We start from the raw sequence: 25693 nt of genomic DNA on the forward strand, positions 1-25693 counted from the left end.
TGGCGGGTGCATCGGCACCCGATTCGACAATGGGAATGCAACCGATGAGCAATGCAATCAACGTGGTCGCGATATCGGGCGGCCTGCAGCGGCCGTCGCGCACGCTGGCGCTGACCGACGCGATCGTCGCGGCACTCGGCGCCGCGCTGCCGATCGACACGCGGCTGATCGAACTCGGCGAGATCGGCAGCCGGCTGGCCGGCGCGCTGACGCGCGCGCAGGTGCCGGCCGACCTCGACGCGCAGATCCGTGCGATCGAGACGGCCGATGCACTCGTCGTCGCGAGCCCCGTGTATCGCGCGTCGTACACGGGCCTCTTCAAGCACCTGTTCGACCTTGTGCATCACGAGGCGCTGGTCGACGTACCCGTGCTGCTCGCCGCCACCGGCGGCAGCGAGCGTCATGCGCTCGTGATCGACCATCAGCTCCGGCCGCTGTTCAGCTTCTTCCAGGCACGCACGCTGCCGATCGGCGTGTATGCGTCCGAAAGCGATTTCGACCAGTACCAGATCGCGAGCCCGGCGCTGCGTGCGCGCATCGCGCTCGCCGTCGATCGCGCGGTGCCGCAGCTGCGCCCGCATGCGCTTTCCGTCGCGGTCGCCTAGGCCGCCTGCGTTTTTACTCCCGACCAGGACACACTCATGAGCCATTCCGACCCTTCCGCCGACGGCGTCAAGTTCGCCTACTGGGTGCCGAACGTCAGCGGCGGCCTCGTCGTCAGCACGATCGAGCAACGCACCGACTGGAGCCTCGAATACAACCAGCAGCTCGCACGCACGGCCGAGGCGGCCGGCTTCGAGTACGCGCTGAGCCAGATCCGCTTCACCGCCGGCTACGGCGCCGAATACCAGCACGAGTCGGTGTCGTTCAGCCAGGCACTGCTGCATGCGACGACGAAGCTCAAGGTACTCGCCGCGATCCTGCCGGGGCCGTGGCACCCGGCCGTGGTCGCGAAGCAGCTCGCGACGATCGACCACATCTCGAACGGACGCATCGCGATCAACGTCGTGAGCGGCTGGTTCAAGGGCGAATTCACCGCGATCGGCGAGCCGTGGCTCGAGCACGACGAACGCTACCGGCGCTCGAAGGAATTCATCCAGGCGCTGAAAGGCATCTGGACGCAGGACAACTTCACGTTCAAGGGTGATTTCTACCGCTTCAACGACTACACGCTGAGCCCGAAGCCGGTGCAGAAGCCGCATCCGGAGATCTTCCAGGGCGGCAGCTCGCGCGCGGCGCGCGACAACGCGGCGAGCGTGTCGGACTGGTATTTCACGAACGGCAATACGCCGGAGAACCTGAAGGCGCAGATCGACGACATCCGCGCGAAGGCGGCGGCGAACAACCATCGCGTGCGCATCGGCGTCAACGCGTTCGTGATCGCGCGCGATACGGAGGAAGAGGCGCAGGCCGTGCTCGACGACATCATCCGGCACGCGCACGTCGAGGCCGTGCACGCGTTCGGCGATGCGGTGAAGCAGGCCGGCAAGGCCTCGCCGGAGGGAGAGGGAAACTGGGCGAAATCGACGTTCGAGGATCTCGTGCAGTACAACGACGGCTTCCGCACGAACCTGATCGGTACGCCGCAGCAGATCGCCGAACGGATCGTCGCGCTGAAGGCGATCGGCGTCGATCTCGTGCTCGCGGGGTTCCTGCATTTCATCGAGGAGGCCGAGTACTTCGGCCAGCGCGTGCTGCCGCTCGTGCGCGAACTCGAGGCGCGACGGCAGGCGGTTGCCGCGTGATGCGGGGGCCGGTGCGCGGCGGGCACGAACGCATGCCGCGCGCCGGCCGATCGAAGGGGCGACACCGGCGGTTCTCGCGGTTCGACCCGGTTTGACGTTTCGGATATCGAAACAGGAGGTCGGCGGATGCTTCCCGGCGCCGCCGGCCGGTTCATGAGCTTTGCCGGAATCGACATGTCTACGGAAATCATCGAAGAAAACGTGCAACCGCAAGCGGGCGCCACGCCCGTTCCCGTCATCGGCTCGGATGCCGAGGCGCTCGACGTCGCGCGTCAGGTCGCGGCACGGCTGGCCGAGCACGCCGCGTTGCGCGACCGCGAGCGGAAGCTGCCGTTCGACGAGATCGAACTGTTCTCGTCGAGCGGGCTGTGGGGCATCACCGTGCCGCGCGAATACGGCGGCGCGGAGGTGTCGAACGTGACGCTCGCGGAAGTGATCGCGATCGTTTCAGAGGCGGACCCGTCGCTCGGCCAGATCCCGCAGAACCACTATTGCCTGATCGAGGACATCCGCCTCGAGGGCAGCGATGCGCAGAAGCGCTTCTTCTTCGATCTCGTCCTGAAGGGCACACGCTACGGGAACGCGTTTTCCGAAGCCGGCGGCAAGAACGTGCTCGATATCCGGACGCGCGTGCATCTCGACGGCGACGCGTTCGTGCTGAACGGCCGCAAGTTCTATTCGACCGGCACGCTGTTCGCGCACTGGATTCCGGTACTCGCGCTCGACGAGTCGGACCAGGCCGTGCTCGCCTTCGTGCGGCAGGGGGCGCCGGGGCTGACCGTCGTGGATGACTGGAGCGGTTTCGGGCAGCGCACGACCGCGAGCGGCACGGTGATCGTCGAGAACGTGCGCGTGAGCCCGTTCGAAATCTTCCACACGCAGCGTTCGTACGATCGCCCGACCTTCGCGGGCCCGTTCGCGCAGATCACGACCGCCGCGATCGACCTCGGGATCGCGCGCGCCGCGCTGCAGGACACGATCGCGTTCGTGCAGCAGCATGCGCGCCCGTGGATCGACAGCGGCGTCGAGCGCGCGAGCGAGGACCCGCTGACGATCGCGCAGATCGGCGACATCGCGTACCGCGTGCACGCGGCCGAAGCGCTGCTCGCGCGCTCGGGCCGCTTCGTCGACGCGGCGAAGCGCGAGCCGGGCGAGGAAACGGTCGCGCAGGCCGCGATCGCGGTGGGCGAGGCGAAGATCGCGACGACCGAGGTGGCGCTGCTTGCGGCGAGCAAGCTGTTCGAGCTCGGCGGCAGCAAGTCGACGCTGGCGAAATACAACTTCGACCGCCACTGGCGCAACGCGCGCGTGCATACGCTGCACGACCCGGTGCGCTGGAAGTATCACGCGATCGGCAACTACTACCTCAACGGCGTGAAGCCCGCGCGCCATTCCTGGAACTGACCGGCTCGCGCCGGCCGCCGTCACCCCCCTCACCCTCACCACCACCGCCGCGGACAGCACGCACGCGGCGCCGCTTTATTCCCGACGAGGTCAATCGATGAGTCATCCAGCAAGCCCCGCGCAGGCACTGCCCGCGCAGCATGCCGTACCGCCGGCGGGCGGCCTGCGGCGCAACTACCTGAGCCTGCCCGAACTGATTGCGCAGTCGATCGGCCTCGTCGGCGTGTCCGGCGGGATCGGCGTGCTGATCCCCGCCGTCTTCGCGACGGCCGGCAACGGCACGTGGCTCGCGTACCTGTTTGCGATCGTCGCGCTGCTGTTTGCGTCGTGGAGCATCTCGGTGTTCGCGCGCGATTCGGCGTCGCCGGGGGCGCTGTATGCATACGTGTCGGCCGGCATCGGGCCGGTCTGGGGCGCGATCTGCGGCTGGTCGCTGCTGATTGCCTATGCGGTGGCCGCCGCGGGCATCCTGCAGGGGACGATCAACACGTTTCTCGTGCTGGGCCGCGAGACTGGGCTGCTCGGCGGCGCGACGCCGCTCGGCGCCGTGCTCGGGCTCACGGTCGTCACCGCGTTCGCCGCGTGGTACATCGCGTTTCGCGACATCCGGCTGTCCACGCGTTTCACGCTGTTCGTCGAACTCGCGACGCTGCTGCTGATCGCCGTCGTTGTGATCGGCACGATCGCGTTCGGCGGGCATCCGGTCGATCGCGCGCAACTGACGCTCGAAGGCGTGAAGCCGACCCAGCTGCAGCTCGGGATGGTGCTCGCGTTCTTCAGCTTCACGGGGTTCGAGAGTGCAACCGTGCTCGGCGCGGAAGCGCGCGACCCGTTCCGCGCGATTCCGCGCGCGGTGCTGATCAGCGTCGTCGGGCCGGCGATCCTGTTCGTGATCGGCGCGTACGGGATGGTGAGCGCGTTTCATGGGCAGACGCCGCCGCTCGACCGGGTCGACGGCCCGCTCGCGGTGCTCGCGCATCGGCTCGGCGCCGGCTGGGTCGGCGTGCTGATCGACGCAGGCGTGGCGTTGAGCTTCTTCGCGGCGTTCTTTTCGTCGATCAATGCGGCGGCGCGGATCGTCTATACGTTCGGGCGGCAGGGCGTGCTGCATGCGTCGACGGGTCACGCACACGAGCGCAATGCGACGCCTCACGTCGCGGTGGCGCTGATCGCGGTGCTGGCGCTGGTCACCGCGCTGGTATTCACCGCGCGCGGCACCGCGCTACTCGACTCGTATGGCTATCTCAGCTCGATTGCCACGTATGGCTGGCTGCTTGCATACGTGCTGGTGGCGATCGGCGCGCCGCTCTATCTGCGCCGCCAGCGCCGGCTTCGCGCGCGGCATGTGGCGATCAGCGTCGTTGCGGTCGTGCTGCTCGCGATTCCGCTGGCCGGCAGCGTGTATCCGGTGCCGGAGGGCGTGTATGCGTGGTTGCCTTATGTGTTCGTCGCGCTGCTGGCGATCGGGCTCGGGTGGTTCCTGGTGCTGCGCGTCCGGTTTCCGGAGCGGTTGCGCGAGCTGGAGGCCGAGTTGCTGACGAAGTGACGGGGCGCGCCGTCGGCCGGTTCGGCGTCTTCGGCGCATGCCTGGCGCGACGACCGGCCGGCGACGCGCCGGGCTCGCCGATTCCTTTTCATGAGCACGCGCGGACGTCACGCCACACCTGCCATCCTCGACGCATCGACCACCATCTGCACACCGAGCCCGCCGAGGATGAGCCCCATCGCCCAGCGCTGGGCGAGCAGTAGCGTCGGGCGCCCGTGCAGGAACTTCGCGATGCTGCTGGAACAGATCGCCACCGTCCCGTTCGCGCAGGCGAATGCGGCGATCAGCAGCGAACCGAGAAACAGCGACTGGCCGAGCACGCTGCCGTTCCGGTAGTCGATGAACTGCGGCAGCAACGAAATGAACAGCATCGCGAGCTTCGGGTTCAGCACGCTGGTCGTCGCGCCCATCGCGAGCAGCCGCAGCGGCCGCTCGCTGGGCAACGCCCGCACCTCGAACGGCGAGCGGCCGCCGGGCCTGACGGCCTGCCATGCCAGATACAACAGGTACGCCGCACCGACCACGGCCAGCCCGCTGCCCGCATAGGGCACGCTCATGAACAGCGTGGTGATGCCGAACGCCGCGCCGAACATGTAGAACAGGTACCCGATCATCACGCCACCGAGTGAAATGAGCCCCGCCGTGCGGCCCTGCGCGATCGAGCGCGACATCACGTAGACCATGTTCGGCCCGGGCGTGACCGCGAGCATGCCGCCGATGACGAGAAACCCGTAGAGCGATCCGGACGTATGCATGTCTGACGATTCCTGCAACGAGTGAGTGCTGACGGGAATCATTGTCCGATCGTGGAGGCGAACAGTAAAACGGGATAAACTGAATCGATTGATCAGTTTTTCTGAATACGATGAAAAAGCTCGACCTCGATGTGCTCGCGATGGTGGTGGCCGTCGCCGAATCCGGATCGTTCGCTCAGGGCGCGCAGGCTGTGCACCGGTCGCCGTCGGCGGTGAGCATGCAGATCAAGGCGCTCGAAGACGCGCTCGGCAAGCCGCTCTTCATCCGCGACACGCGCAACGTGACGCCGACCGGCGAAGGCACGATGCTTGCCGAATACGGCCGCCGGATGCTGGCGATGCGCGACGAGGCCTGGGCGTCGGTCGTGCGCCCGGAGATTCGCGGCCGCGTGACGATCGGCGTGCCCGACGACTACATTTCGTCGCTGCTGCCGCAGGTGCTCGGCAAGTTCGCCGCGATGCATCCGCGTGTGGAAGTGCGCGTGATCGGCCAGCCGAGCAGCGCGCTCGTGCCGATGCTGAAGGACAACACGGTCGACCTCGCGTGCCTCACGCGGATCAAGGGCGTGACCGGCGAGCTGATCCGGCTCGAACCGCTCGTGTGGGCCGGGTCGCCGAAACGCAACGTATGGGAGGAGCGGCCGCTGCCGGTGGCCTTTTTCACGCACGGCGGCAGCATGGCGCGCGATCAGGCGGTCAAGGCGCTGAACCGGCGGAAGATCCCGTACCGGATGTCCTACGAGAGCCCGAGCCACCTCGGCCTCCTCAGCATGGTGGAGGCCGGGCTCGCGGTCGCACCGCTGGCGCGCTGCTGCATTCCCGATCATCTCGTGCAGCTGTCGGAAAGCCACGGGCTGCCGCCGCTGGGCGAACTCGAGGTCGTGCTCGCGCGCAGCGCGCAGTCCGCGCGCCCGCCGTGCGACTACCTGGCCGAGCAGATTCTCGGCGAATGGCGTACCTGAACGCGGGCAGCCCGCCGGCGGCCGTGTTTCAGCACGACTTCAGCAGCCATTCGCGGAACGCGACGAGCGACGGCAGCGTCTCGTTCCCCGGCGGATAGACGAGGTAGTAGCTGCGCTGGCTGGTGATCGCGTCGCCGATCGACACGAGTTCGTTGCGGCCCAGCTCGTCTTCCACCAGCACCTTCGGCACCAGCCCGATCCCCATCCCGGCCCGCACGGCCTGGATCAGGTGCGACGTCAGCTCGAAGCTCGGGCCGATGCGCATCTGCCGATGGTCGAGCCGATAGTGCGAAAACCACTCGGCCCACGCCTGCTGGTTGCTCGTCACGCCGAGCAGCGTCTGCTTCGCGGCCCACGCCGGCGAACGCGCGTCGGCCTTGCGGCGGCTGCCGGTGTCCGGCGGCGCGATCGCGATCAGGAACTCGTTGTACAACCGGTGCGCGTGCAGGCCCGGCCAGTCGCCCGCGCCGACGGTGATGGCCGCGTCGAGGTCGTCGTTGAGGAAATCGATGGCGCCGATCCGCGAATGGAGGTGCACGGTCACGCCCGGATGCGCGGTGTAGAAGTCGTGCAGGTGCGGCAACAGCCATTTCGAGCCGAACGTCGGCAAGGTGGCGAGCCGCAGCGTGCCGGCGCCCGCCTGGTGGGACATCGCCTGCAGCGTCGCGCCGCGGATGCGCCCCAGTGCGCCGCTCAGCTCGGCGAAGTAGCGGCGCCCGACCTCGGTCAGCTTCACGGAGCGGCCCTCGCGCCGGAACAGCGGCACGCCGAGTTGATCCTCGAGCGTCTGGACTTGCCGGCTGATCGCGCTCTGGCTCAGCGACAGCTCCTCGGCCGCGCGCGTGTAGCTTTCATGCCGCGCGGCGGCCTCGAACACGAGCAGCAGCGACATGGACGGGGTGAGGCGACGGTAATTCATGAGTTTTATGCAATATTCGCCGGGCGAGAATTCGTTTGTTTCTCGCAGAAATTCCAAAGATACTGGAATTCCCGGTCGCGTGGAAACTTGCCAAAAAATCATGTTTCGGAGCGCGCGAACCGGCCGGCTCCACCCACACTGCGCTTTTGCCCCATGTCGATCGCCTCGTTGCCCCGTCCCGCCAGCCCGCCCGCGAATGCGTACCGTGACTTTCTCGCCGCGCTGCGGGCCGCCGGATTCGCCGGGGAGATCCGCGCGGACCATGCGAACCGGACGGTGCAGGCCACCGACAACTCGATCTACCAGCGCCTGCCGCAAGCGGTGATCTGCCCCGCGCATGCCGACGACGTCCAGCTGCTGGCACGGCTGCTCGCCGAGCCCGCGCATCGCGACGTCGCGGTGGCCGCGCGCGGCGGCGGCACGGGCACCAACGGGCAGTCGTTGACCGACGGCGTGGTCGTCGACCTGTCGCGGAACATGAACCGGATCCTCGAAATCGACGTCGAGCGCCGCTGGGTGCGCGTGCAGGCGGGCGTCGTCAAGGATCAGCTCAATGCGGCGCTGAAGCCGCACGGGCTGTTTTTCGCGCCGGAACTGTCGACGTCGAACCGCGCGACGGTCGGCGGGATGATCAACACCGACGCGAGCGGGCAGGGCAGCTGCACGTACGGCAAGACGCGCGATCACGTGCTCGAACTGGATTTCGTGCTGATGGGCGGCGAGCGGCTGCACAGCGACGCACTCGATGCCGAAGAACTGGAGCGCCGCTGCGCGCGGCAGGACCGCATCGGCAAGGTGTACCGCACAGCGCGACGCATCAGCGACGACAAGGCCGCGCTGATCGAAGCGAAGTTTCCGAAGCTCAACCGCTGCCTGACCGGCTACGACCTCGCGCATCTGCGCGAACCCGACGGCCGCTTCAACCTGAACAGCGTGCTGTGCGGCGCCGAAGGTTCGCTCGGCTTCGTCGTCGAGGCGAAACTCAACGTGCTGCCGATCCCGAAGTATTCGGTGCTGGTCAACGTGCGCTACGCGGGCTTCATGGATGCGCTGCGCGACGCGCGCGCACTGCTCGCGCACGCGCCGCTGTCGATCGAGACGGTCGACTCGAAGGTGCTGATGCTCGCGATGAAGGACTTCGTGTGGAGCAGCGTCGCCGAGTATTTCCCGCAGGACGACGCGCGTCCGACGCTCGGCATCAACCTGATCGAATTCAGCGGCGACGAAGCGGACGACGTCGACGCACGCGTGCGTGCGTTCGTCGACCATCTGCGCACCGATACCGGCGTGGAGCGCCTGGGCCACACGCTCGCGGCCGGCGACGACGCGGTGAAGCGCGTGTATGCGATGCGCAAGCGCGCGGTCGGCCTGCTCGGCAACGTGCAGGGCGAGGCGCGCCCGCAGCCGTTCGTCGAGGACACCGCGGTGCCGCCCGAGAACCTCGCCGCGTACATCGCCGAATTCCGCGCGCTGCTCGACGGTCACGGGCTGCAGTACGGGATGTTCGGCCACGTCGACGCGGGCGTGCTGCACGTGCGCCCGGCGCTCGACATGAAGGACCCGAGGCAGGCGGCGCTGGTACGGCCCGTGTCGGATGCGGTGGCCGAACTCACGCAACGCCACGGCGGCCTGCTGTGGGGCGAGCACGGCAAGGGCGTGCGCTCCGAATATGCGCCGGCGTTCTTCGGCGAGCTGTATCCGTCGCTGCAGCAGCTGAAGGCCGCGTTCGATCCGCACAACCAGTTCAACCCGGGCAAGATCGCGACGCCGCCGGATCACACGATGCGGCTGCTGAAGATCGACGAAGTGCCGACGCGCGGCGACCACGACCGGCAGATCGACGAGCGCGTGTGGCAGAGCTACGGCACGGCGATGCACTGCAACGGCAACGGCGCGTGCTACAACTTCGATCCGGACGACGCGATGTGCCCGTCGTGGAAGGCGACGCGCGAACGCGTGCAGTCGCCGAAGGGGCGTGCGTCGCTGGTGCGCGAATGGCTGCGCCTGCAAGGGCAGGCCGGCGTCGACGTCGTCGCGGCGGCGCGCGCACGGCAGCCGTTCCTGCGCGGCCTGGCCGCGCGCTGGCGCAACAGCCGCGCGGCGCGCAACGGCGAGGCCGATTTCTCGCACGAGGTGTACGACGCAATGGCCGGCTGCCTCGCGTGCAAATCGTGCGCCGGGCAGTGCCCGGTCAAGGTCAACGTGCCCGAATTCCGCTCGCGGTTTCTCGAGCTGTATCACCAGCGCTACCTGCGGCCGTTACGCGACTACCTGATCGGCTCGCTCGAATTCACGATGCCGTGGATGGCGCGCGTGCCCGCGCTGTACAACGGGCTGATGCGCGCCGGCTGGGTGCGCACGCTGCTCGAGCGGCACGTCGGCATGGTCGACAGCCCGCTCCTGAGCCGCTTCGATCTCGCGGCCGTGATCCGCGAATGGCGCGTGAAGCCGGCCGACCCGCAGGCGCTCGCCGCGCTGAGCGACGCGCAGCGCGCACGCAGCGTCGTCATCGTGCAGGACACGTTCACGCGCTATTTCGATACCGAGCAGCTGGCGACGCTGATCGAGCTGGCGGCGCGCACGGGTTTTCAGGTGTGGCTCGCGCCGCTCGCGCCGAACGGCAAGGCGCTGCACGTGCAAGGCTTTTTGCACGCGTTCGAGAAGGCGGCGATCCGCAATGCCGGGCAGCTGGCGGCGCTGGCGCGCTCGGGTGTCGCGCTGGTCGGCCTCGATCCGGCGATGACGCTCACGTATCGGCAGGAATACCTGAAGGTGACGGGGCTCGCCGATGTGCCGAAGGTGGCGCTGCCGCAGGAATGGCTGCTGCAGGCGCTGCCGGAAGCGGACGCGGGCGCCGTGCCGCGCGTCGCCGGTTCGTACCGGTTGCTGCCGCACTGCACCGAGAAGACCAATGCGCCCGACAGCGGCAAGCAATGGGCACAGGTGTTCGCACGGCGCGGGCTGCGTTTGCAGGTGCAGGCAACCGGGTGCTGCGGGATGTCGGGCACCTACGGGCACGAAGCGCGCAATCTCGAGACGTCGAAGACGATCTACGCGCAGTCGTGGGCGGCGCACGTCGATGCGGCGGATGGGGAAGGCGAGGCGCTGGCGACCGGTTATTCATGCCGCAGCCAGGTGAAGCGGATGTCTTCGAAGCAGGTGCGCCATCCGTTGCAGGCGCTGCTCGATCACGTGCGGGCGGCGGGAGGATGATCGGGCGTCGCGTGGTGCGGTGCCCGTGAGACGACTTCCGTTCCGGCGGCAAGCGGCAAGCGTTGAGCCGCTGTCGACGCATGCCAGCGCTCAGGCGTCGGCCTTCGCCGTTTTTCTGGAACGCGGCTTGTCCGCCGCAGGAAATACGCCGCCGCCGCGCGGACGTTTCGGTTCGATCCGCATCTGCCGGATCACGCGCCGGAAATCGATCTCGTGCGCGGCCAGCGTGCCGATCAGTTTCGCGATGACCGCGAGGTGGGACGGGACGGTGCCCTTGCTCGAATAGTTCGTGATCGAACTTTCGTTCATCCGGATCAGGCGGGCGAACTCACGCGCCGTCAACTGTGCCTTCCTCAACTCCTGTTGGAATTCCGCATACGCCATTGCGCACATGATGCTTCGTCTCCGTGAATCAGAAATCGGCCCGCGCGGCGCCGGCGCCGACGGGTGGCGTTCCCGTCGTGCCGGCGCCGCGACGGGTTACATCTTCACCTGGTCGAGGAAGGTCTTCTTGCCGCTCTTGTAGCCGTAGATCGAGATGATCCCGTGCGTCAGGTCGCCCTTCGCATCGAAGGTCGTCGTGCCGATCACGCCGTCGTACTTCGTTGCCGGCATCGCCGCGAGGATCTTCGCCGGGTCGGTCGAGTTCGCGCGCTTCATCGCGTCCACGGCGATGTAGACCGCGTCATACGCGAACGGCGCATCGAACTTGATGCCCTGGTTGAAGCGCTTCTGGTACTTCGCGAGGAAGTCCGCGCCGCCCGGCATCTTCTCGAGCGCGGCGCCTGCCTGCGAGCACAGCACGTTGTCGGCCGCCGGGCCGGCCAGCTCGGCCAGCGAGTCGGTACACACGCCGTCGCCCGACAGGATCTTCGCGCGCAGGCCGAGCTGCTTCGCCTGCTTCGCGAGCGGGCCGCCGGTGGCGTCCATGCCGCCGTACATGATCGCGTCCGGGTTCTCGCCCTTGACCTTCGTCAGGATCGCGCGGAAGTCGACGGCCTTGTCGTTGGTCGCGTCGTGCGACAGCACCTTCAGGCCGAGCGCCTTCGCCTTCTTCTCGAACTCGTTCGCGAGGCCCTGGCCGTACGCGGTCGAATCGTCGATCACGGCGACGCTCTTCACGCCCTTCGCCTGCGCGTAGCTCGCGAGCGCCGGGCCTTGCTGCGCGTCGGTCGCGACCACGCGGTACGTCGTCTTGAAGCCTTGCTGCGTGTAGGTCGGGTTCGTGGCCGACGGCGAGATCTGCACGATGCCCGCGTCGCTGTAGATCTTCGACGCCGGGATCGACGTGCCCGAGTTCAGGTGGCCGATCACGGCGACGACCTTGTCGTCGACGAGCTTCTGCGCCACCTGCGTGGCCTGCCGCGGGTCGGCCGCGTCATCCTGCGCATCGAGTTGCAGCGTGATCTTCTTGCCGCCGATCGTCAGGCCCTTCGCGTTGATTTCCTCGACCGCGAGGCGCGCACCGTTCTCGTTGTCCTTGCCGAGGTGCGAGATGCCGCCCGTCGTCGGTTCGACGCTGCCGATCTTGACGACCTGGTCGGCCATCGCGCCCGACGCGGCCGCGAATGCGGCGGCAGCCAGTGCGACGGTGATCAGGGGTTTGCAGCGCATGCCGACAGTGCTTCGTTCCATCTGCCATCTCCGATTTGAATGATCGTTCTATTGGACGTCTCGACCGTCCGACGGCGAGGCCGGGGCGATCGGACGAGTCTCCATACCCATCATGGGCTTCACTTGCATCGCGTCCTGCCCGTCGGCGTGATGCCCGGATGAGCGGGCCGGGGCCTGACAACGTGCAATTCGTATGAATATATATGAAGCCGATTTTGCGCGCTGCAGCGAATCGCGCCACGGGGCGGGCGCGGCAAGGCCGGCGCCCGAAATCCGAAGGCGCCGGACGCCGGAAATCGTGCGCCGCGGCACGCCATGGATTGCGATTCGCTGTCGACGGCCTTACGGCCGCATCCATTATTCGGCCGACGGCCGGGGCGAAGCCATGGACACTGATGCGCGGTCAATCCGGAACTGTTCGGTCGATTTGTCTGCACAGTTTGGACGGTTGTGATTGCGCGTCCGGTTGAGCTGCCGGGTTTCATCGGGATCGATGCCCCTATTGATGCAACTAACGGTCAAGCCCCGGCGGCGCTGGCGAACTGGCGCGAGTCGACAGTCGGCGCCATCCGATCGGCTTTGCAGATGCCGGGGTTCATCCGACCGGTTCGCTTGCGGATCGTCGGGCTGGCTGTGCCGGCCCGATGCGGCGTTGCGCCTAAGCGCGTCCGCGCAACGCCACGAAGATCACGCCGGCGATCGCCAGCAGGCCGCCGCATACCGTCTCGATCCCGGGCCGCTCGCCCGTCAGGACCATCGACAGGGCCATCGCGACCGCCGGCGTCAGATAGAGGAAGTTGGCGGCGCGCGCCGCGCCGAAGTAGCCGAGTGCGAAGGTCCAGGTCGCGTAACCCAGCGCGGCCGGGAAGATGCCGAGCATCAGGACGGCCAGCGTCGTGTCGCGCGACCCGCTGCCCAGTGCCCCGAGTGCGCCGGGCAGCCACGGCGCGAGCAGCAGCGCGCCGGCCAGCAGCGTGTAAGCGGTGCACGCCAGCGCGCCGTATACCGGAATCAGCCGCCGCTGCAGCACGAAATAGCTGGCCGAACACAGGGCCGCGCCGAGAATCAGCGTGCTGCCCGCGCCGAGGACGAGGCCGCCCGGTTGCCCGCGCGCGATCACCGCGATGCCGGCGAGGCTGACGAGCGAGCCGAGCCAGCCCCAGCGATTGAAGCGCTCGCCGAGAAACACGGCGGCCAGCAGGGCCGTGAAGATCGGCAGGGTGTTCACGATGAAGCTCGCCGCGCCGGCCGACACGGTCTGCTCGCCGGTATTGAGCAGCGCGTTGTACAGCGCGATGCCGAGAAAGCCGCACAGCAGGAAGCGCAGCGCATCGCTCCGGGTCGGCACGCGCGGCCGCCGCGCCACCAGCCACGCGACGATCAGCACGGCCGCGGTGGCGAAGCGTGCCGCCGCGAGCTGAAGCGGGGTCAGGCCATGCAGGCCGATCCGGATGAACGGGAAAGCGGACGCCCACGAAACGATCGTGAAGGCGACCGCGCCGGCCGCGACCAGCGGCTGCCGCGCAGCGCGCGACGACGGTGTGGAGAGTGTGTTCATGCGGCGATGATGCGGCGTCGCGAGATGTTAAGCTAGCGCACAGATCAGCATCCAGATATGAAGATGATTCACAGCTCGAGCCGGCGGCCGGCCGGCGCTTCAGCCCGCGCGAAGCGTGGCGCGGCGTTGCCCGCCGCGGCGCCGGCGCCGGGGTCGCGGCCGCCGCTCGCGAGCCTGGAGACGGTGTGCACGGTCGCGCGCGAGGGTTCGTTCCTGGCCGCCGCCGACGTCTCCGGCGTGACGCACGGCGCGATCAGCCGGCGGGTGGCCGCCGTTGAAAACTGGCTCGGCCTGAAGTTGTTCGAACGTCATGCGCGCGGCGTGCGCCTGACGCCGGACGGGCAGCGCTTCGTCGGCCGGATCGAACAGGCGTTCTCGATCATCGACAGTGCGGCCGATCAGTGGCGTTCGCCGCGCGCGCCGCGACTGGTCAGGATGAGCGTGGTGCCGGCATTCGCGCAGCTGTGGCTGTTCGAGCGGCAGCATGCGCTCGAGAGCGAGGCACCCGCGTTGCAGATCGAACTCGGCATCGATCTTCGCAACGTGGATATCGCCGGCGGCGAAGCGGACCTGTCGGTCCGGTACGGGCGCGGCAACTGGCGCCAGCTCGAAACCCGTGCGTTCATGCCGGAGCGGCTCTATCCGGTCGCGCATCCGCGGCTCGCCGCGCAACTGGCTGCGGAGCGCCGCCGGCGCGGCGATGCCGCGTTGCTCGACATGCCGTTGCTGCACGATTCCGATGTGACCGGCTGGCGCACGTGGTTCGATGCGTTGGGCGTGCCGTTCAAGCCGCGCGCGCAGGACCGCCGGTTCGAGGATTACAACCTCGTGCTGGCCGCGGCCGAGGCCGGGCTCGGCGTGGCGCTGGCGCGCGTACCGCTTGCCGACGCCTATCTCAAGCGCAGCGAACTCGTGCGCGTGAGCCGCCACGAGGTCGATTCGGTGCTCCGGTATTACTTCGTGCACGCGAAGGGGGAGAATCGGCCTGAGGTGCTGGCGTTGATGGAGCGGATGCGGGCGGCGGTGGCGGCCGGCAAGTGAGCGAAATGGAAATGGTCGTGGCGACCCGCCGCGGCGGGCCGGCTGGTGCGAAGGACGCGGTGTGCGATTCGAGGCACTAGGCCGGCGGCGCCGGATCGACGACAATGCGTCCGCGAAAAACGATAAGGTGGAGAGATGAACGAAAATCGAAAATGTATGCACCCGTGCGGGTGCAAGCGAGGTCAACAATGAACAGGCCGGACAAATCGTCGAAAGCGCGTGCAGCGCTCGACCAGCTGTTTTCGGGCATGGCGCCCACGGACGAGACGCGCGCGTCGCGTCCCGGCAACCCGTTCGAAGCGAACGCAAACGAGGCATCCGCCGGCACGGGCGTGCGCGGCGGGATCGAAGTCACGCTGTCGACCCGGATTCAGCTGCGCGGTTATCCGAATGCGGACGCATTCATGAAGCGCATGGCCGAAGCGTGGGGGCTGGATTGGGGGATGTACGACAGCGTCAAGGCCATCGCGACGTTGCCCGCCGGATGGCGAGCGCGCCGGCTTCCGGAAGTCACGCAGATCGTCGACGGGCACGACGTGCTGCGCGCGGAGAGCAGCCTGCAGGGCGGCGAGATGTCGTACCTGAAAGTGCATCCGCGGTACTACATCGACGCACGCAAGGGGTTCGGCTGGGGCAAGTCGTCGAAGGCGTCCGACGATCCGGATCTCGACGGCCCCGACTGGAACTGCTTCGTGGTCGATCGCGAGAAGTCCGTCGAAGTGCATGAATTGACGACCTCGTCGCTGAAAGCCGACATGGACAACGCACGGGCGACCTTGCTGAAATGGCTGGACGAAAACTATCCGAAACATCGCGATCCGTTCGCTTACTGGACGGATTGCGAACGGGCGTCGTGACGTTGCGTGGCTGCCCGGTTCGGCATCGCGGGCACATGCTGCCCGACCGGCGCCGGAGCGGGGGCGGCACACGCTGCCTCGATTCCTCGGCTGGTTGCGCCGGGGGTGCCAGTTGAAACGCGCCTGTGTCGTCCCGATTCTCTGGACGGCGTTCGCCGCGGCGGTCGGCTCGACCGTCGTCGAGCTGCTGCTCTGGCCGATCGCCGGCGATGATGCGATCGGGAACCTGCTGCGCGACGCACGCCTCACGGCCGCCATCGTGATGGGGCGCCGCGTGCTCGACGCGTCCGCCGGCTTCGATCCGCTGGTCATGGCGGTGGCGACCCTCGTGCATCTGGTGCTGTCGCTGGTCTATGCGGCGGTGCTGGTGAAAACGATCCGCACCCTGTCGCTCGCGGCCGCGCTACTCGCAGGCGGCGCGTTCGGCCTCATCCTGTTCGGCGTCAACCTGTACGCCTTCACCGCGATCTTCCCGTGGTTCATTCCGGTCCGAGGTGCGATCACGCTGGTGGCCCATCTGGTATTCGGGATCAGCGCGGCGGCGGCCTACCGCTTCGCGAGGCGCTAGGCCGGCGCCAGCCGCCAGCCGTGGCATCGACTGTCGAAGGTTACCGCGTTGATCAATCGCACCAGACCCCTGGAATAAGCAGGCATGCCGCATCGTTTAGCCGGCAGGAGACCCTTTACGTAGCGGCGGCGCGTTACCGTCGCGTGGTGAATCGTGCGTGAGCAATCCGATGTGTCGGGCGCCGTCAGCGGCGCCACGCGATCGAGTGGTCGGGGGCAATCAGGAGCCGATCATGTGCAACTTGTTTCGATCCGGGATAGGTATCGTCTGTCTCGGCTGTTCCGCGGCGGTCCTCGCGCAAACGTACGACGATCTGGCGGACGACACGGCCAACTGCCGTGCAGTCGTCGCGCGAGCGAACATCGACGGCACGGACCAGCAAATCGTGGGGCGTGCGTGCCTGCAGGACGACGGCACATGGCAGTTCGTGCAGAGTCCCGATGGTAGTGTTTTATGGTATCCGGCGGTGGACTACCCGTATGCCGACCTGGGGTACTGGGGGCCGCCGCTTTTCATCGGCGCGGGCGTGGGCTTCGTCTTCATCGATCGTTTCCACCACTTCCATCATTTCCACCATTTCGATCCGGTCGTTCACGTCAACGGGATGGAACATCGCCGCTTCGGCGTGCCGATCGGCGCCGGTTTTCACCATGGCGCGTTCCCGGTCGGCGCGCATCGCGAATTCGGCGGAATGCATGCGTTCGGCGGCATGGGCGGGGCGGGGGGCATGCGGCGACATTAGGCTCGCATTTCCGGCTTGATCGTGCGCCTTCTTCCAGCTGCGTCAGGCATCGGTGCGCTTACAGGATCGACGCGAGTCTCGGCACCCGGAGCAGGAGGCCGGCAATCAGGTAGCACGTGACGCAAGCGACACTGCCGGTCACGGCGAATTTCAGGAACGGGGACACCGGCACGGTTCGCCATACGAGGGCGATACCCACCAGCACCGGGGGATGGATGATGTAGATCGTGTACGCGCGCCGGGACAGCGACCGCCATGCGCCCGTCAGTCGATCGAAGCGCCGCTGGAAACGGCTGGCAAGAAACAGGCTCGTTCCCCACGCGACCAGCGGCTCCCAGAATGCGTAGATCACCTCCTGCGGGCGGCCGCGCAATGCAGGAACGTGCTTGGCGAGCAGGTAAGCGACCGGCAGGACAGGGAGTGCCAGCAGTGCGATGCGCCACCACAGTCTGACCTGCCGTGCCGGCAGATGCTCGATCCAGTGCACGCGCGCGGTCCGGCACCCGGCTGCGTACAACACGACGTAGCTCGCGAAGTAGCCGAGCTGCAGCCCCCATACGTTGATACCTACCGGCCATCGGGACCGCAACGCCAGTGCCGCGATACCCGTGAGCAACGCCGCGGCGGCCAACGTCCTGTCGGACGGAAAGGGGTTGCGGGCGGGGCGGTTTGTATCGCGCGCCACGGTGCGCCGGAAGGCGATGTGCCAGAGCGCTGCAGCTGCGCTGAACATCAGCAGCGCCTCGGCGAACCACATCGGGCCGTTCTCGAACGTGCCTTTGCGCCACAGGCGGCCCAGCGTATCCGCGAACGGGTGGCCTGCGCCCGATTGCGCCAGGGCGATCGTTGCCGGGCCGATCACGAAGCCGTACACGAGCAGAGGCAGGCCGAGCCTGATGAACCGGTCGGCGAGGAAACGGGCGACGCCCTTTCGATCGATGGATGGCGACGTGTAATAGCCGGCCAGGAAAAAGAACAGGCCCATGAAAAAGGCCTGGTTGATCGCGCAGAAGAGCGTCAGCAGTGCGGATTCCACGGACGGGCCGGCAGCCACCTCGTGGTAGTACCACCCGCCGAGCGCGCCGTATGTGATCGCGCAGTGGTGAAAGACCACCAGCAACGTCAGGCACGCGCGCAACGCGTCGAGGCCGGCGTTTCGATGGACGGCTGCCGCCGTGTCCTGCCGAGAAGCGAAGTCGACCGGGACGTCCTGAGCGCTCATCACGTTGCCTGCGTGGTTGGTCAGCGATGACCCGCCTGGCGACGATCCTGGTCGCGACGACGCATGCGAATCCGGCGGGCGTACAGGTCGGCACCCTACACCGTTGTTCTTACAACCTTCCAACAAGCCGTGCCGCCGTTGGCGCGGCGCCCGCTCAGTCGAGCTTGCCGCGCAGGTCGTCGAACGGAATCATCACGTGCGTGCGATACGCGGGCCGCGCTTTCAGCCGTTCGTACCACGCTTGCACGTGCGGCAGGTCCGGCCGGGCGATGTCGAGCTCGAAATAGCGATACAGATGCGTGCCGGCCGCGATGTCGGCGAGCGTGAGCGTATCGCCCGCGAGAAACGGTTGCCCGGCCAGCACCGCATCGAGCGTGCGGAAGTATTGCGCGCACTGCGCGATGCTTTGCTCGACGCGCGCCGTGTCGCGCTGCTCGGGCGGCGTCCGGTAGAAGCCCCGGAACACGCCGGTCAGGAACGTCGGCTGCAGCGTGGTTTGCGACCAGTCCATCCAGCGGTCGGCGCGCGACTGTTCGGCCGGATCGTCGTGCCAGAAACCGGGGCGCCCGTAACGCGCGGCGAGGTAGCGCAGGATGCTGTGCGATTCCCAGACGACCGTGCCGCCGTCGTCGATCACGGGCACGCGCCCGTGCGGGTTCATCGCGAGAAAACCGGGCGTGTCGAGCACGCCGAACTGCCCGCCGGCCGGCACGTGCCGATGCGCGAGCGCGAGCTCGTCGACGAGCCACATCACCTTCTGGACGTTGAATGCATTGCGGCGCCCCCATACGGTCAGCATGCCGGCCTCCTTGTGTCGTGCGGAACATGAACGCGGACAGTGTAAACGCCGCAGGCGCGCACCGCGGTGCGCGCCTGCCGGCTGTCGTCCGTCGCTGTCGTCGCCTGGCGGCGACGCGATCAGAACTTGTGGCGAATCCCGACGATCGCGAGTTCCTGCGTATCGGTGCCGGAGTTCACGCCGTACGAGCCGACCGACGCGGCGGCCTTCACGACCGCGCCGTTCGCGTTGAGCGTGTTGCCGCTCGCCTTCTGGTAGCCGAACAGCGCATACAGGTCGGTGCGCTTCGACAGCGCGTAGTCCGCGCCGAGGTTGACCTGGTTGTAGTGCGCGGAAGACGGGCCCGTCAGCGACGTGTAGTTGTAGCCGACACCCGCGCGCAGCGCAGGCGAGAACTGCCAGTTGAAGAACGCCGAGCCGTTGTTGAACTTCGCGTTCTGGCTGAACGCCGACAGCGTGTCCGCGCCGTACTGCGTATTCGAATACGCGAGGCCGAAGGTGGCGGGCCCGGCCACGTACTGGCCGGCCACACGCACGATCTGGATCGACTTCGCGCTCGAGAAGCCCTGGTTGATCACGGTGTTGAACAGTGTGTCCGAGCTGCTCGACCACGTGCGCACGCCGTTCGCGACCGAGGAGCCGCCGTTCGCGTAGAAGAAGCCGGCGCCGAGCGACAGCGGGCCGTTCGCGTAGCTTGCGCCGAAGCTGTACGTGCGGCCGCTGCCGGTGGCGCCCGCGACGCCGCCGAAGCCGTACAGGCCCTCGAACTGGAAGCCCGAGATCAGCGGGCTCGTGTATTTCACCGAATTGCTGACGCGCAGGCTGTTGTCGTAGTTGTCGAGGTCGCCCGGCGTCGCGAACACGCCGCCGAAGTAGTTGTCCTGAGTGAGGCCCTGCACGAGGTCGACGACCGGATCGTACTGGCGGCCGAGCGTGACGGTGCCGTACGTGCTGCTTGCGAGGCCGACGACGGCCTTGCGGCCGAATTCGCGGCTGCCCTGGCCGAGTGCGCCCGTGCCGATGTTGAAGCCGTTCTCGAGCTGGAACAGCGCGGCCAGGCCGCCGCCGAGATCCTCGGTGCCGCGCAGCCCCCAGCGGCTGCCGGACAGGTTGCCGCTGCTGAACTTGACGAGGCTCGACGCATTGCTGCCGTTCGCGTTCTGCGCGTTGTGGACATAGGCGATGCCCGCATCGGCGATGCCGTACAGCGTGACGCTGCTTTGCGCGTGGGCGCCGGCGGCGAAGAGCGCGGCCGGCAGCGCGAGCAGTGCGAATGAACGGACTGGTTTCATTGTTGGATTCCCCGTTGGTCGATTGGTCTGACGAGTCGGTGAACGATACGGACAGCACATCGTCGAGGGAACCAATAAATTGTCGGATCGTTATGAGGCGGCGCGGAGATGGATGCGCGCGCAACCGGCCGGTGGCCGGTGCATGGGGACGTTATGCGTCATACGCTGGATGAACGATGCGCACATGCGCATCGCGACGTCGGCTGCAGGGCGTTCACTGTGCGCGCGATCCTGCGCGCGGGTCAGTGGTGTTGGTTGCCGGCTCCGAACAGGCGCGGCTGCGCGGCGTTCAACGCGTCGTCCGCTTCCGGCTGCCACGGAAAAACCCCGTCGCGGTCGGGCCACAGCAACTGCACGCACGGGAACTCGTCGTTGCCGTAGAACCAGCGGTTCCAGCCGAGATGGGCTTCGTAGTGCGCCTTCTCGACCGGCATCAGCAGTGCGTTCGCGTTGCCGAAGACGGCATCCGTGACTTCGCCGACCGGCGGCGGCGTGCCGGCTGCGACCATCCGGTAGACGTCCCACAGCACGTCATGGACGATGCGCGCCGGCATCGAGAACACGATGAGTTCCGGAAAACCGTGGTTGACCCACAGCCCGGTCGTGAAAGAAAACCCGGGTGCGTCCCCTTCCGCGAACACTTCCGTGCGGAACCACCCGTGCTGACGAATCCGCTGCACGAATCGCTGCTCGTCTTCCTCGAGCACCGAATCGGGCGCGTCGAGCGCGGTGGCGATATCCGGTCGCGTGGTCATGCGGGGCTCCTTGGATCTGCGTCGGGCGGCGGGAAGCCGGGGGCCGGCATCCCGCCGGCGGGAATGCGACCGTGGCCGAACCGGCCGGCGATCGCCGTGCGCCATGCTGCCAAAGCGGTCCCGCCTACTGCTCCGCCTTCTCCACCTCCGCCGTTTCACCGAGGAACCCGCCGCTCTGGTGCGCCCACAGCGCCGCATAGATGCCGCCGGCCTGCAGCAGTTGCTGGTGCGTGCCTTCCTCGACGATGCGCCCTTCGTCGAGCACGATCAGCCGGTCCATCGCCGCGATGGTCGACAGCCGGTGCGCGATCGCGATCACCGTCTTGCCGCTCATCAGTCCGTCGAGGCTGCGCTGGATCGCGACTTCGACCTCGGAATCGAGCGCGCTGGTCGCTTCGTCGAGCACGAGGATCGGCGCGTCCTTGAGCATCACGCGTGCGATCGCGACGCGCTGCCGCTGGCCGCCCGACAGCTTCACGCCGCGTTCGCCGACCTCGACGTCGTAGCCGCTGCGGCCGTGGCGGTCGCGCAGCCGGTCGATGAATTCGGACGCTTCCGCGCGCACGGCCGCATCGCGCATCTCGCGCTCGGTGGCGTCGGGGCGCCCGTACAGCAGGTTCTCGCGCATCGTCCGGTGCAGCAGCGACGTATCCTGCGTGACCATCCCGATCGCGCCGCGCAGGCTGTCCTGCGTGACGTGCGCGATGTCCTGCCCGTCGATCCGGATCGTGCCGCCGCCCACGTCGTAGAAGCGCAGCAGCAGGTTCACGAGCGTCGACTTGCCGGCACCCGAGCGGCCGATCAGGCCGATCCGCTCGCCGGGCCGGATCGTCAGGTTCAACCCGTCGAACACGGCACGGTCGTTGTCCTCGTGCGCGAACTGCACGTTGTCGAACACGATCCCGCCACGCTGCACCGTAAGCGGCTTCGCATCGGGCGCGTCGACCACGCTGCGCACCTTCGTCAGCGTGTTGATGCCGTCCTGGATCGTGCCGACGTTCTCGAACAGCTCGGTCATCTCCCACATGATCCAGTGCGAATAACTCGACAGTCGCAGCGCCATCGCGATCACCGCCGCGACGACGCCCGCGCTCGCCTCGCCGTGCATCCACAGATACAGCGCGAGGCCGGTCGAGCCGACCAGCAGCAGCGTCGACAGCAGGTGATTGACGACCTCGAACGCGCTGACGAGGCGCATCTGCGCGTCGCCGGTCGCCTTGAATGCCTCCATCGCGCGCCGCGCGTGGTCGGCTTCCCGCCGCGTGTGCGAGAACAGCTTCACGGTCGTGATGTTCGAATACGCGTCGGTGATGCGGCCCGTCATCAGCGCGCGTGCATCGGCCTGCCGGCTGCCGACCGCACCGAGGCGCGGCACGAAATACGCGCACGCCGCGCCGTAGCCAAGCGCCCACAGCACGAGCGGGATCATCAGCCGCCAGTCGAAGCTGGCGGCGAGCGCGAGGATGCCGATCAGGTACGCGGCGACGCCGATCACGACGTCGACCGACATGAACAGCGCGTCGCGCACCGCGAGCGCGGTCTGCATGATCTTGGTCGTCACGCGGCCCGCGAATTCGTTCGCGTAGAACGACAGGCTCTGGTCGAGCATCAGCCGGTGAAACAGCCAGCGCAGCCGCATCGGGAAGTTGATCGCGAGCACCTGGTGCTTGACCATCGTATGCAGCGCGATCAGCAGGGCACTGCCGGCGAGGATCGCCGCGAAACCGGTGAGCGTGCCGAAGTGCCGGCCGCCGAAATCCGCCGGCGTCGCGGACGCGAGCCAGTCGACCACGCGGCCCATCATCGCGAACAGCGCGGCTTCGTAGGCGGCCAGCGCGGCCGACGTCAACGCGATCAGCAGGATCCAGCTGCGCGCGCCTTTCGTGCACGCCCAGACGAACGAGAAGAATCCCTTCGGCGGCGTGACGGGATCTTCGAGCGGGAAAGTCGGCAGGCGCCGTTCAAACCACGAAAACATTGAAACCTCTCCTTGATGCGGCCACGCCAGCCGGCGCGGCCGTATTGCCTGTTTCAGGTGCGGCGCCTTCGCGGCGCCGCGGTACTGCACACGTGTTCACTGCGACCGGATCCACGCCTCGATCGGGGCGAGCGTGCCGGGCGCATACGCATGGCGGCCGAGCGCCATGTACAGCCATGTCTTCCACGTCGGCCAGTCGGACTCGAGCTGGTAGTCGAACCAGCCGGCGCGCAGCAACCCATGCGTCGCACCGGGCACGACCACCACGCGCCGGTCGGGCCGGTTCGCGAAGGCATGCGTGTAGGCATTCGCCTCGTCGACCGGATCGACATTGCGATCCCGCGCGCCCCACATGGCCAGCACGGGCCCCTGCATCGTCGCGAGCGCCTGCGACGAATCCTCCAGGTAGTTGCGTGCGATGAAGCCGAAACGGCGCGGCTCGATATCGGGGCGCCGGCTCGGATCGGCCGGTACGTCCGTCCGACCGAAGATTTCGTCGTTGTCGCGCCGCTCGGCGGCCAGTGTCGCATCGATTCGATCCGGCTGCAGGCCCGTTGCCTGGAGCTGCTGCCGCGTCAGGTAGGTGCCTTGCCGGCGCCAGCTGACGGCGCCGCCGACGATCACCGAGAACGCGGGCCGCACCGCATTCGCGACGCGCGGCACGACCCAGCCGCCTTGCGAGAAGCCGAGCAGGCCGATCTTGTGCGCGGGGCCGACGACGGCGCGCACGCGCGCCATCGCGGCGATCGTTTCGTTCGCACGATCCTGCATCGACTGCGCGAGCCAGTCGCCGCCGCTGCGGCCGGTGCCCTGCTTGTCCCATGCGAACACGCCGATGCCGGCGTCGAGCAGGCTGTTGACGAGCGGCAGCATCGCGTCGTCGGAGAAGCGGGTGCGCGGCCCGTCACCGTGCACGAGCAGTACGATCGGCGCGCCGGGCGCATGGGCCGGCAGCGCGAGCGTGCCGACGAGGTCGGCGCCGTTGGCGCGGAACGTGAGCGACGACACGTTCGCGCCCTTCAGCTCGAAGTCGGCGAGGCCGCGCAGCACGAGCGCACCGGCCACGACGAGCACGAACAGGACGAGCGCGATGCCGGCGATGACGATTCGTTTCAAGAGGCCCTCGGTGCGGTGGCGTGAGCGGATGCCGCAGGCGGCATGTGCGGGGGCACGCTGCCTTGACGCCTGCCGGACGTCGCCACGATAATAGATCGATTAATCAGTCTAATAAAGATTCGAGTCATCGTCGAGTACGGAGTGCCTGTTGAGAAAGATCGACCCTGAAAGAGTGGAAGCGAAGCGGCGCCAGATCCTGGATGCCGCGATCGACTGTTTTGCGCGCGACGGCTTCCATGCGACGTCCACGGCCGCGATCTGCAAGGCGGCCGGCATGAGTCCCGGCAACCTGTTCCACTACTTCCCGACGAAGGCGTCGATCATCGAGGCAGTCGCGCAGGACGACCAGCGCGAGATGGCCGAACTGTTCGCGCGGCATGCGGACGCCGACGACGCGCTGGCGGCGATCGAGGAGATCGCACTGACGTTGATGGAACTGTCGAGCGATCCCGTCTATGCGCGCATCTGCGTCGAGACCGCGGCGGAGGCGACGCGCAATCCGGACGTCGCCGCGCTGTTCGCGGCGAACGAGGCGCAGGTGAAAGGGCGGATGGTCGCGCTGATCAAGCGCGGCGTGGTGCAAGGGAAGATCGACGCAAGCCTGAAGCCCGATCTTGTCGCGACGTGGCTGCTCGCGCTCGCGGAAGGCGCGGTCGGGCGCGTGGTGTTCGAGCCGGGGTTCAAGCCGCGCGCGCACCGGGCGATGTTGCGGACGATCATTCAGCGGATGTTGAAGCCGCAGTGAGGATCGCTGCCGTGGATTTGCTTACGCCGATGGATGGGGCTGAGTCCCTGGTTCCAGCTTCAACGCTGCGGCAATCTCGGTCGCCGTTTTTTGCAACTCGGGCACATAGCGGCGAGTGGCATCTGCGAGACTGACCGCGCGCGACAGGAAGACGATATTGAGACTCGCGATCACGCGCTCGTCCGCGCTGATCGCGACCGCCACCGCGCCGATCTTCGCCTGTGCGGTCCAGTCCCCATGATTCGAGCCGAAACCATCCTCTCGCACACGCCGGATCAGCTTGCGCACGAGCGCATCGTTTCTCGCGAACGCCTGTTGCTCTTCGCCGCCCGCACCGGAGCGCAGCAGTTCCAGAATGTCCTCGCGCTCCTCGTCGGGGCACATTGCGAAGTAGGCGCGGCCCGCAGCCGTCAGCAAGATCGGCAAACGCCGCCCGACCATCGCGCGATGAAACGACAGCCGGCTGAAGCGATGCGTCGTCTCACGGATGATCATCGCGTCGCCATCGGGCGTGGTCAGATCGGATGGCCACGCGACGCGCTGCAGGAGCTGCCCCATGATCGGCGGCGCCACGGTGGCGATGCGCTCGGTATCGGTGAAGCCCTCGCTCAGCGAACGCACGGCGAGCGTCAGGCGGAAGCTGTCGTCCGATGTGCTGCGGCGCACGAATCCTTCCTCCATCAACGTTTCGAGCAGGCGGCGCACCGTCGTGCGATGCAGGCCGGTCAGATCGGCGATCTGCTGACTCGTTGCGCGTCCGTCTTCCATCGCATTCAGAGCCCGCAGTACCTGGAGGCCGCGCGCCAGTCCGCGCACGTTCGTATAGGTTGTCACGAAAAAAATCCCATTGAAATCAATCATG

General features: G+C 67.5%; 23 protein-coding genes. 11 read left to right on the forward strand and 12 right to left on the reverse strand.

Annotated features, from left to right (window positions below; genetic code table 11):
• The first annotated feature begins 44 nt into the window (after positions 1–44).
• From msuE to PQB87_RS34210, 4 genes are all read left to right on the forward strand, one after another.
• A complete protein-coding gene (gene msuE / locus PQB87_RS34195; protein WP_489244756.1) occupies positions 45–605 on the forward strand; it encodes an FMN reductase in 561 nt (186 codons plus the stop codon).
• A gap of 36 nt (positions 606–641) precedes the next feature.
• The gene (gene sfnG / locus PQB87_RS34200; protein WP_489244757.1) at positions 642–1745 is read left to right on the forward strand and encodes a dimethylsulfone monooxygenase SfnG; all 1104 of its coding nucleotides are present in this window, start codon (positions 642–644) and stop codon (positions 1743–1745) included.
• A gap of 174 nt (positions 1746–1919) precedes the next feature.
• Positions 1920–3149 (forward strand): SfnB family sulfur acquisition oxidoreductase, encoded by a 1230-nt coding sequence (locus PQB87_RS34205; RefSeq protein ID WP_489244759.1) that lies wholly within the window; start codon positions 1920–1922, stop codon positions 3147–3149.
• Positions 3150–3246: 97 nt separating this feature from the next.
• Positions 3247–4695, forward strand: a complete 1449-nt coding sequence (locus tag PQB87_RS34210) for an APC family permease (protein ID WP_021160724.1) — start codon at positions 3247–3249, stop codon at positions 4693–4695.
• A 107-nt stretch (positions 4696–4802) separates the two neighbouring features.
• Here PQB87_RS34210 and PQB87_RS34215 read toward each other — a convergent pair whose 3' ends face one another.
• Entirely contained in the window at positions 4803–5450 is a 648-nt protein-coding gene (locus PQB87_RS34215; protein ID WP_021160723.1) for a LysE family translocator, read from the reverse strand.
• 110 nt (positions 5451–5560) lie between these two features.
• Here PQB87_RS34215 and PQB87_RS34220 point away from each other — a divergent pair, with 110 nt between their 5' ends.
• The gene (locus PQB87_RS34220; protein ID WP_027792175.1) at positions 5561–6412 is read left to right on the forward strand and encodes a LysR substrate-binding domain-containing protein; all 852 of its coding nucleotides are present in this window, start codon (positions 5561–5563) and stop codon (positions 6410–6412) included.
• A 28-nt stretch (positions 6413–6440) separates the two neighbouring features.
• On the opposite strand, the gene PQB87_RS34225 is transcribed toward PQB87_RS34220, so the two are convergent.
• Positions 6441–7331: a LysR substrate-binding domain-containing protein gene (locus tag PQB87_RS34225; protein ID WP_027792174.1), complete on the reverse strand. Its 891-nt coding sequence runs from the start codon at positions 7329–7331 to the stop codon at positions 6441–6443.
• Between the two features lie 153 nt (positions 7332–7484).
• Here PQB87_RS34225 and ydiJ point away from each other — a divergent pair, with 153 nt between their 5' ends.
• A complete protein-coding gene (gene ydiJ, locus PQB87_RS34230; RefSeq protein WP_111939594.1) occupies positions 7485–10544 on the forward strand; it encodes a D-2-hydroxyglutarate dehydrogenase YdiJ in 3060 nt (1019 codons plus the stop codon).
• 90 nt (positions 10545–10634) lie between these two features.
• Here ydiJ and PQB87_RS34235 read toward each other — a convergent pair whose 3' ends face one another.
• From PQB87_RS34235 to PQB87_RS34245, 3 genes are all read right to left on the reverse strand, one after another.
• Positions 10635–10937 (reverse strand): hypothetical protein, encoded by a 303-nt coding sequence (locus tag PQB87_RS34235; protein ID WP_027792172.1) that lies wholly within the window; start codon positions 10935–10937, stop codon positions 10635–10637.
• Positions 10938–11024: 87 nt separating this feature from the next.
• Positions 11025–12179 carry a branched-chain amino acid ABC transporter substrate-binding protein gene (locus PQB87_RS34240; RefSeq protein WP_021160717.1) on the reverse strand — a complete coding sequence of 385 codons (1155 nt, stop codon included), beginning with the start codon at positions 12177–12179 and terminating at the stop codon, positions 11025–11027.
• Between the two features lie 637 nt (positions 12180–12816).
• The gene (locus PQB87_RS34245; RefSeq protein ID WP_489244763.1) at positions 12817–13716 is read right to left on the reverse strand and encodes a DMT family transporter; all 900 of its coding nucleotides are present in this window, start codon (positions 13714–13716) and stop codon (positions 12817–12819) included.
• A 57-nt stretch (positions 13717–13773) separates the two neighbouring features.
• Here PQB87_RS34245 and PQB87_RS34250 point away from each other — a divergent pair, with 57 nt between their 5' ends.
• The 4 genes from PQB87_RS34250 (at position 13774) to PQB87_RS34265 (ending at position 16924) form a co-directional block, all read left to right on the forward strand.
• The gene (locus PQB87_RS34250; protein ID WP_489244765.1) at positions 13774–14757 is read left to right on the forward strand and encodes a LysR substrate-binding domain-containing protein; all 984 of its coding nucleotides are present in this window, start codon (positions 13774–13776) and stop codon (positions 14755–14757) included.
• A 188-nt stretch (positions 14758–14945) separates the two neighbouring features.
• Complete coding sequence (locus PQB87_RS34255; RefSeq protein ID WP_027792169.1) at positions 14946–15614, forward strand: hypothetical protein; 669 nt, start codon at positions 14946–14948, stop codon at positions 15612–15614.
• 112 nt (positions 15615–15726) lie between these two features.
• Positions 15727–16182 (forward strand): sodium:proline symporter, encoded by a 456-nt coding sequence (locus tag PQB87_RS34260; RefSeq protein WP_489244767.1) that lies wholly within the window; start codon positions 15727–15729, stop codon positions 16180–16182.
• Between the two features lie 232 nt (positions 16183–16414).
• Positions 16415–16924, forward strand: coding sequence for a hypothetical protein (locus tag PQB87_RS34265; protein WP_489245162.1), 510 nt, complete (start codon positions 16415–16417; stop codon positions 16922–16924).
• 58 nt (positions 16925–16982) lie between these two features.
• On the opposite strand, the gene PQB87_RS34270 is transcribed toward PQB87_RS34265, so the two are convergent.
• From PQB87_RS34270 to PQB87_RS34295, 6 genes are all read right to left on the reverse strand, one after another.
• Entirely contained in the window at positions 16983–18146 is a 1164-nt protein-coding gene (locus PQB87_RS34270; RefSeq protein ID WP_489244768.1) for an acyltransferase family protein, read from the reverse strand.
• A gap of 154 nt (positions 18147–18300) precedes the next feature.
• Entirely contained in the window at positions 18301–18945 is a 645-nt protein-coding gene (locus PQB87_RS34275; RefSeq protein WP_222153987.1) for a glutathione S-transferase family protein, read from the reverse strand.
• A 119-nt stretch (positions 18946–19064) separates the two neighbouring features.
• Complete coding sequence (locus tag PQB87_RS34280) at positions 19065–20237, reverse strand: porin (protein WP_021160709.1); 1173 nt, start codon at positions 20235–20237, stop codon at positions 19065–19067.
• Between the two features lie 242 nt (positions 20238–20479).
• Positions 20480–20992, reverse strand: a complete 513-nt coding sequence (locus PQB87_RS34285) for a DUF4262 domain-containing protein (protein ID WP_021160697.1) — start codon at positions 20990–20992, stop codon at positions 20480–20482.
• 124 nt (positions 20993–21116) lie between these two features.
• Complete coding sequence (locus PQB87_RS34290) at positions 21117–22970, reverse strand: ABC transporter ATP-binding protein (protein WP_489244771.1); 1854 nt, start codon at positions 22968–22970, stop codon at positions 21117–21119.
• Between the two features lie 96 nt (positions 22971–23066).
• Complete coding sequence (locus PQB87_RS34295) at positions 23067–24086, reverse strand: alpha/beta hydrolase family protein (RefSeq protein WP_111939586.1); 1020 nt, start codon at positions 24084–24086, stop codon at positions 23067–23069.
• Between the two features lie 148 nt (positions 24087–24234).
• On the opposite strand from PQB87_RS34295, the gene PQB87_RS34300 reads away from it, so the two are divergent.
• Positions 24235–24831: a TetR/AcrR family transcriptional regulator gene (locus PQB87_RS34300; RefSeq protein ID WP_111939585.1), complete on the forward strand. Its 597-nt coding sequence runs from the start codon at positions 24235–24237 to the stop codon at positions 24829–24831.
• A 21-nt stretch (positions 24832–24852) separates the two neighbouring features.
• Here PQB87_RS34300 and PQB87_RS34305 read toward each other — a convergent pair whose 3' ends face one another.
• Positions 24853–25665, reverse strand: a complete 813-nt coding sequence (locus PQB87_RS34305) for a DNA-binding transcriptional regulator (RefSeq protein ID WP_021160693.1) — start codon at positions 25663–25665, stop codon at positions 24853–24855.
• Between the last annotated feature and the right edge of the window lie 28 nt (positions 25666–25693).

The sequence above is a fragment of the Burkholderia sp. KL41 genome, assembly GCF_057005415.2.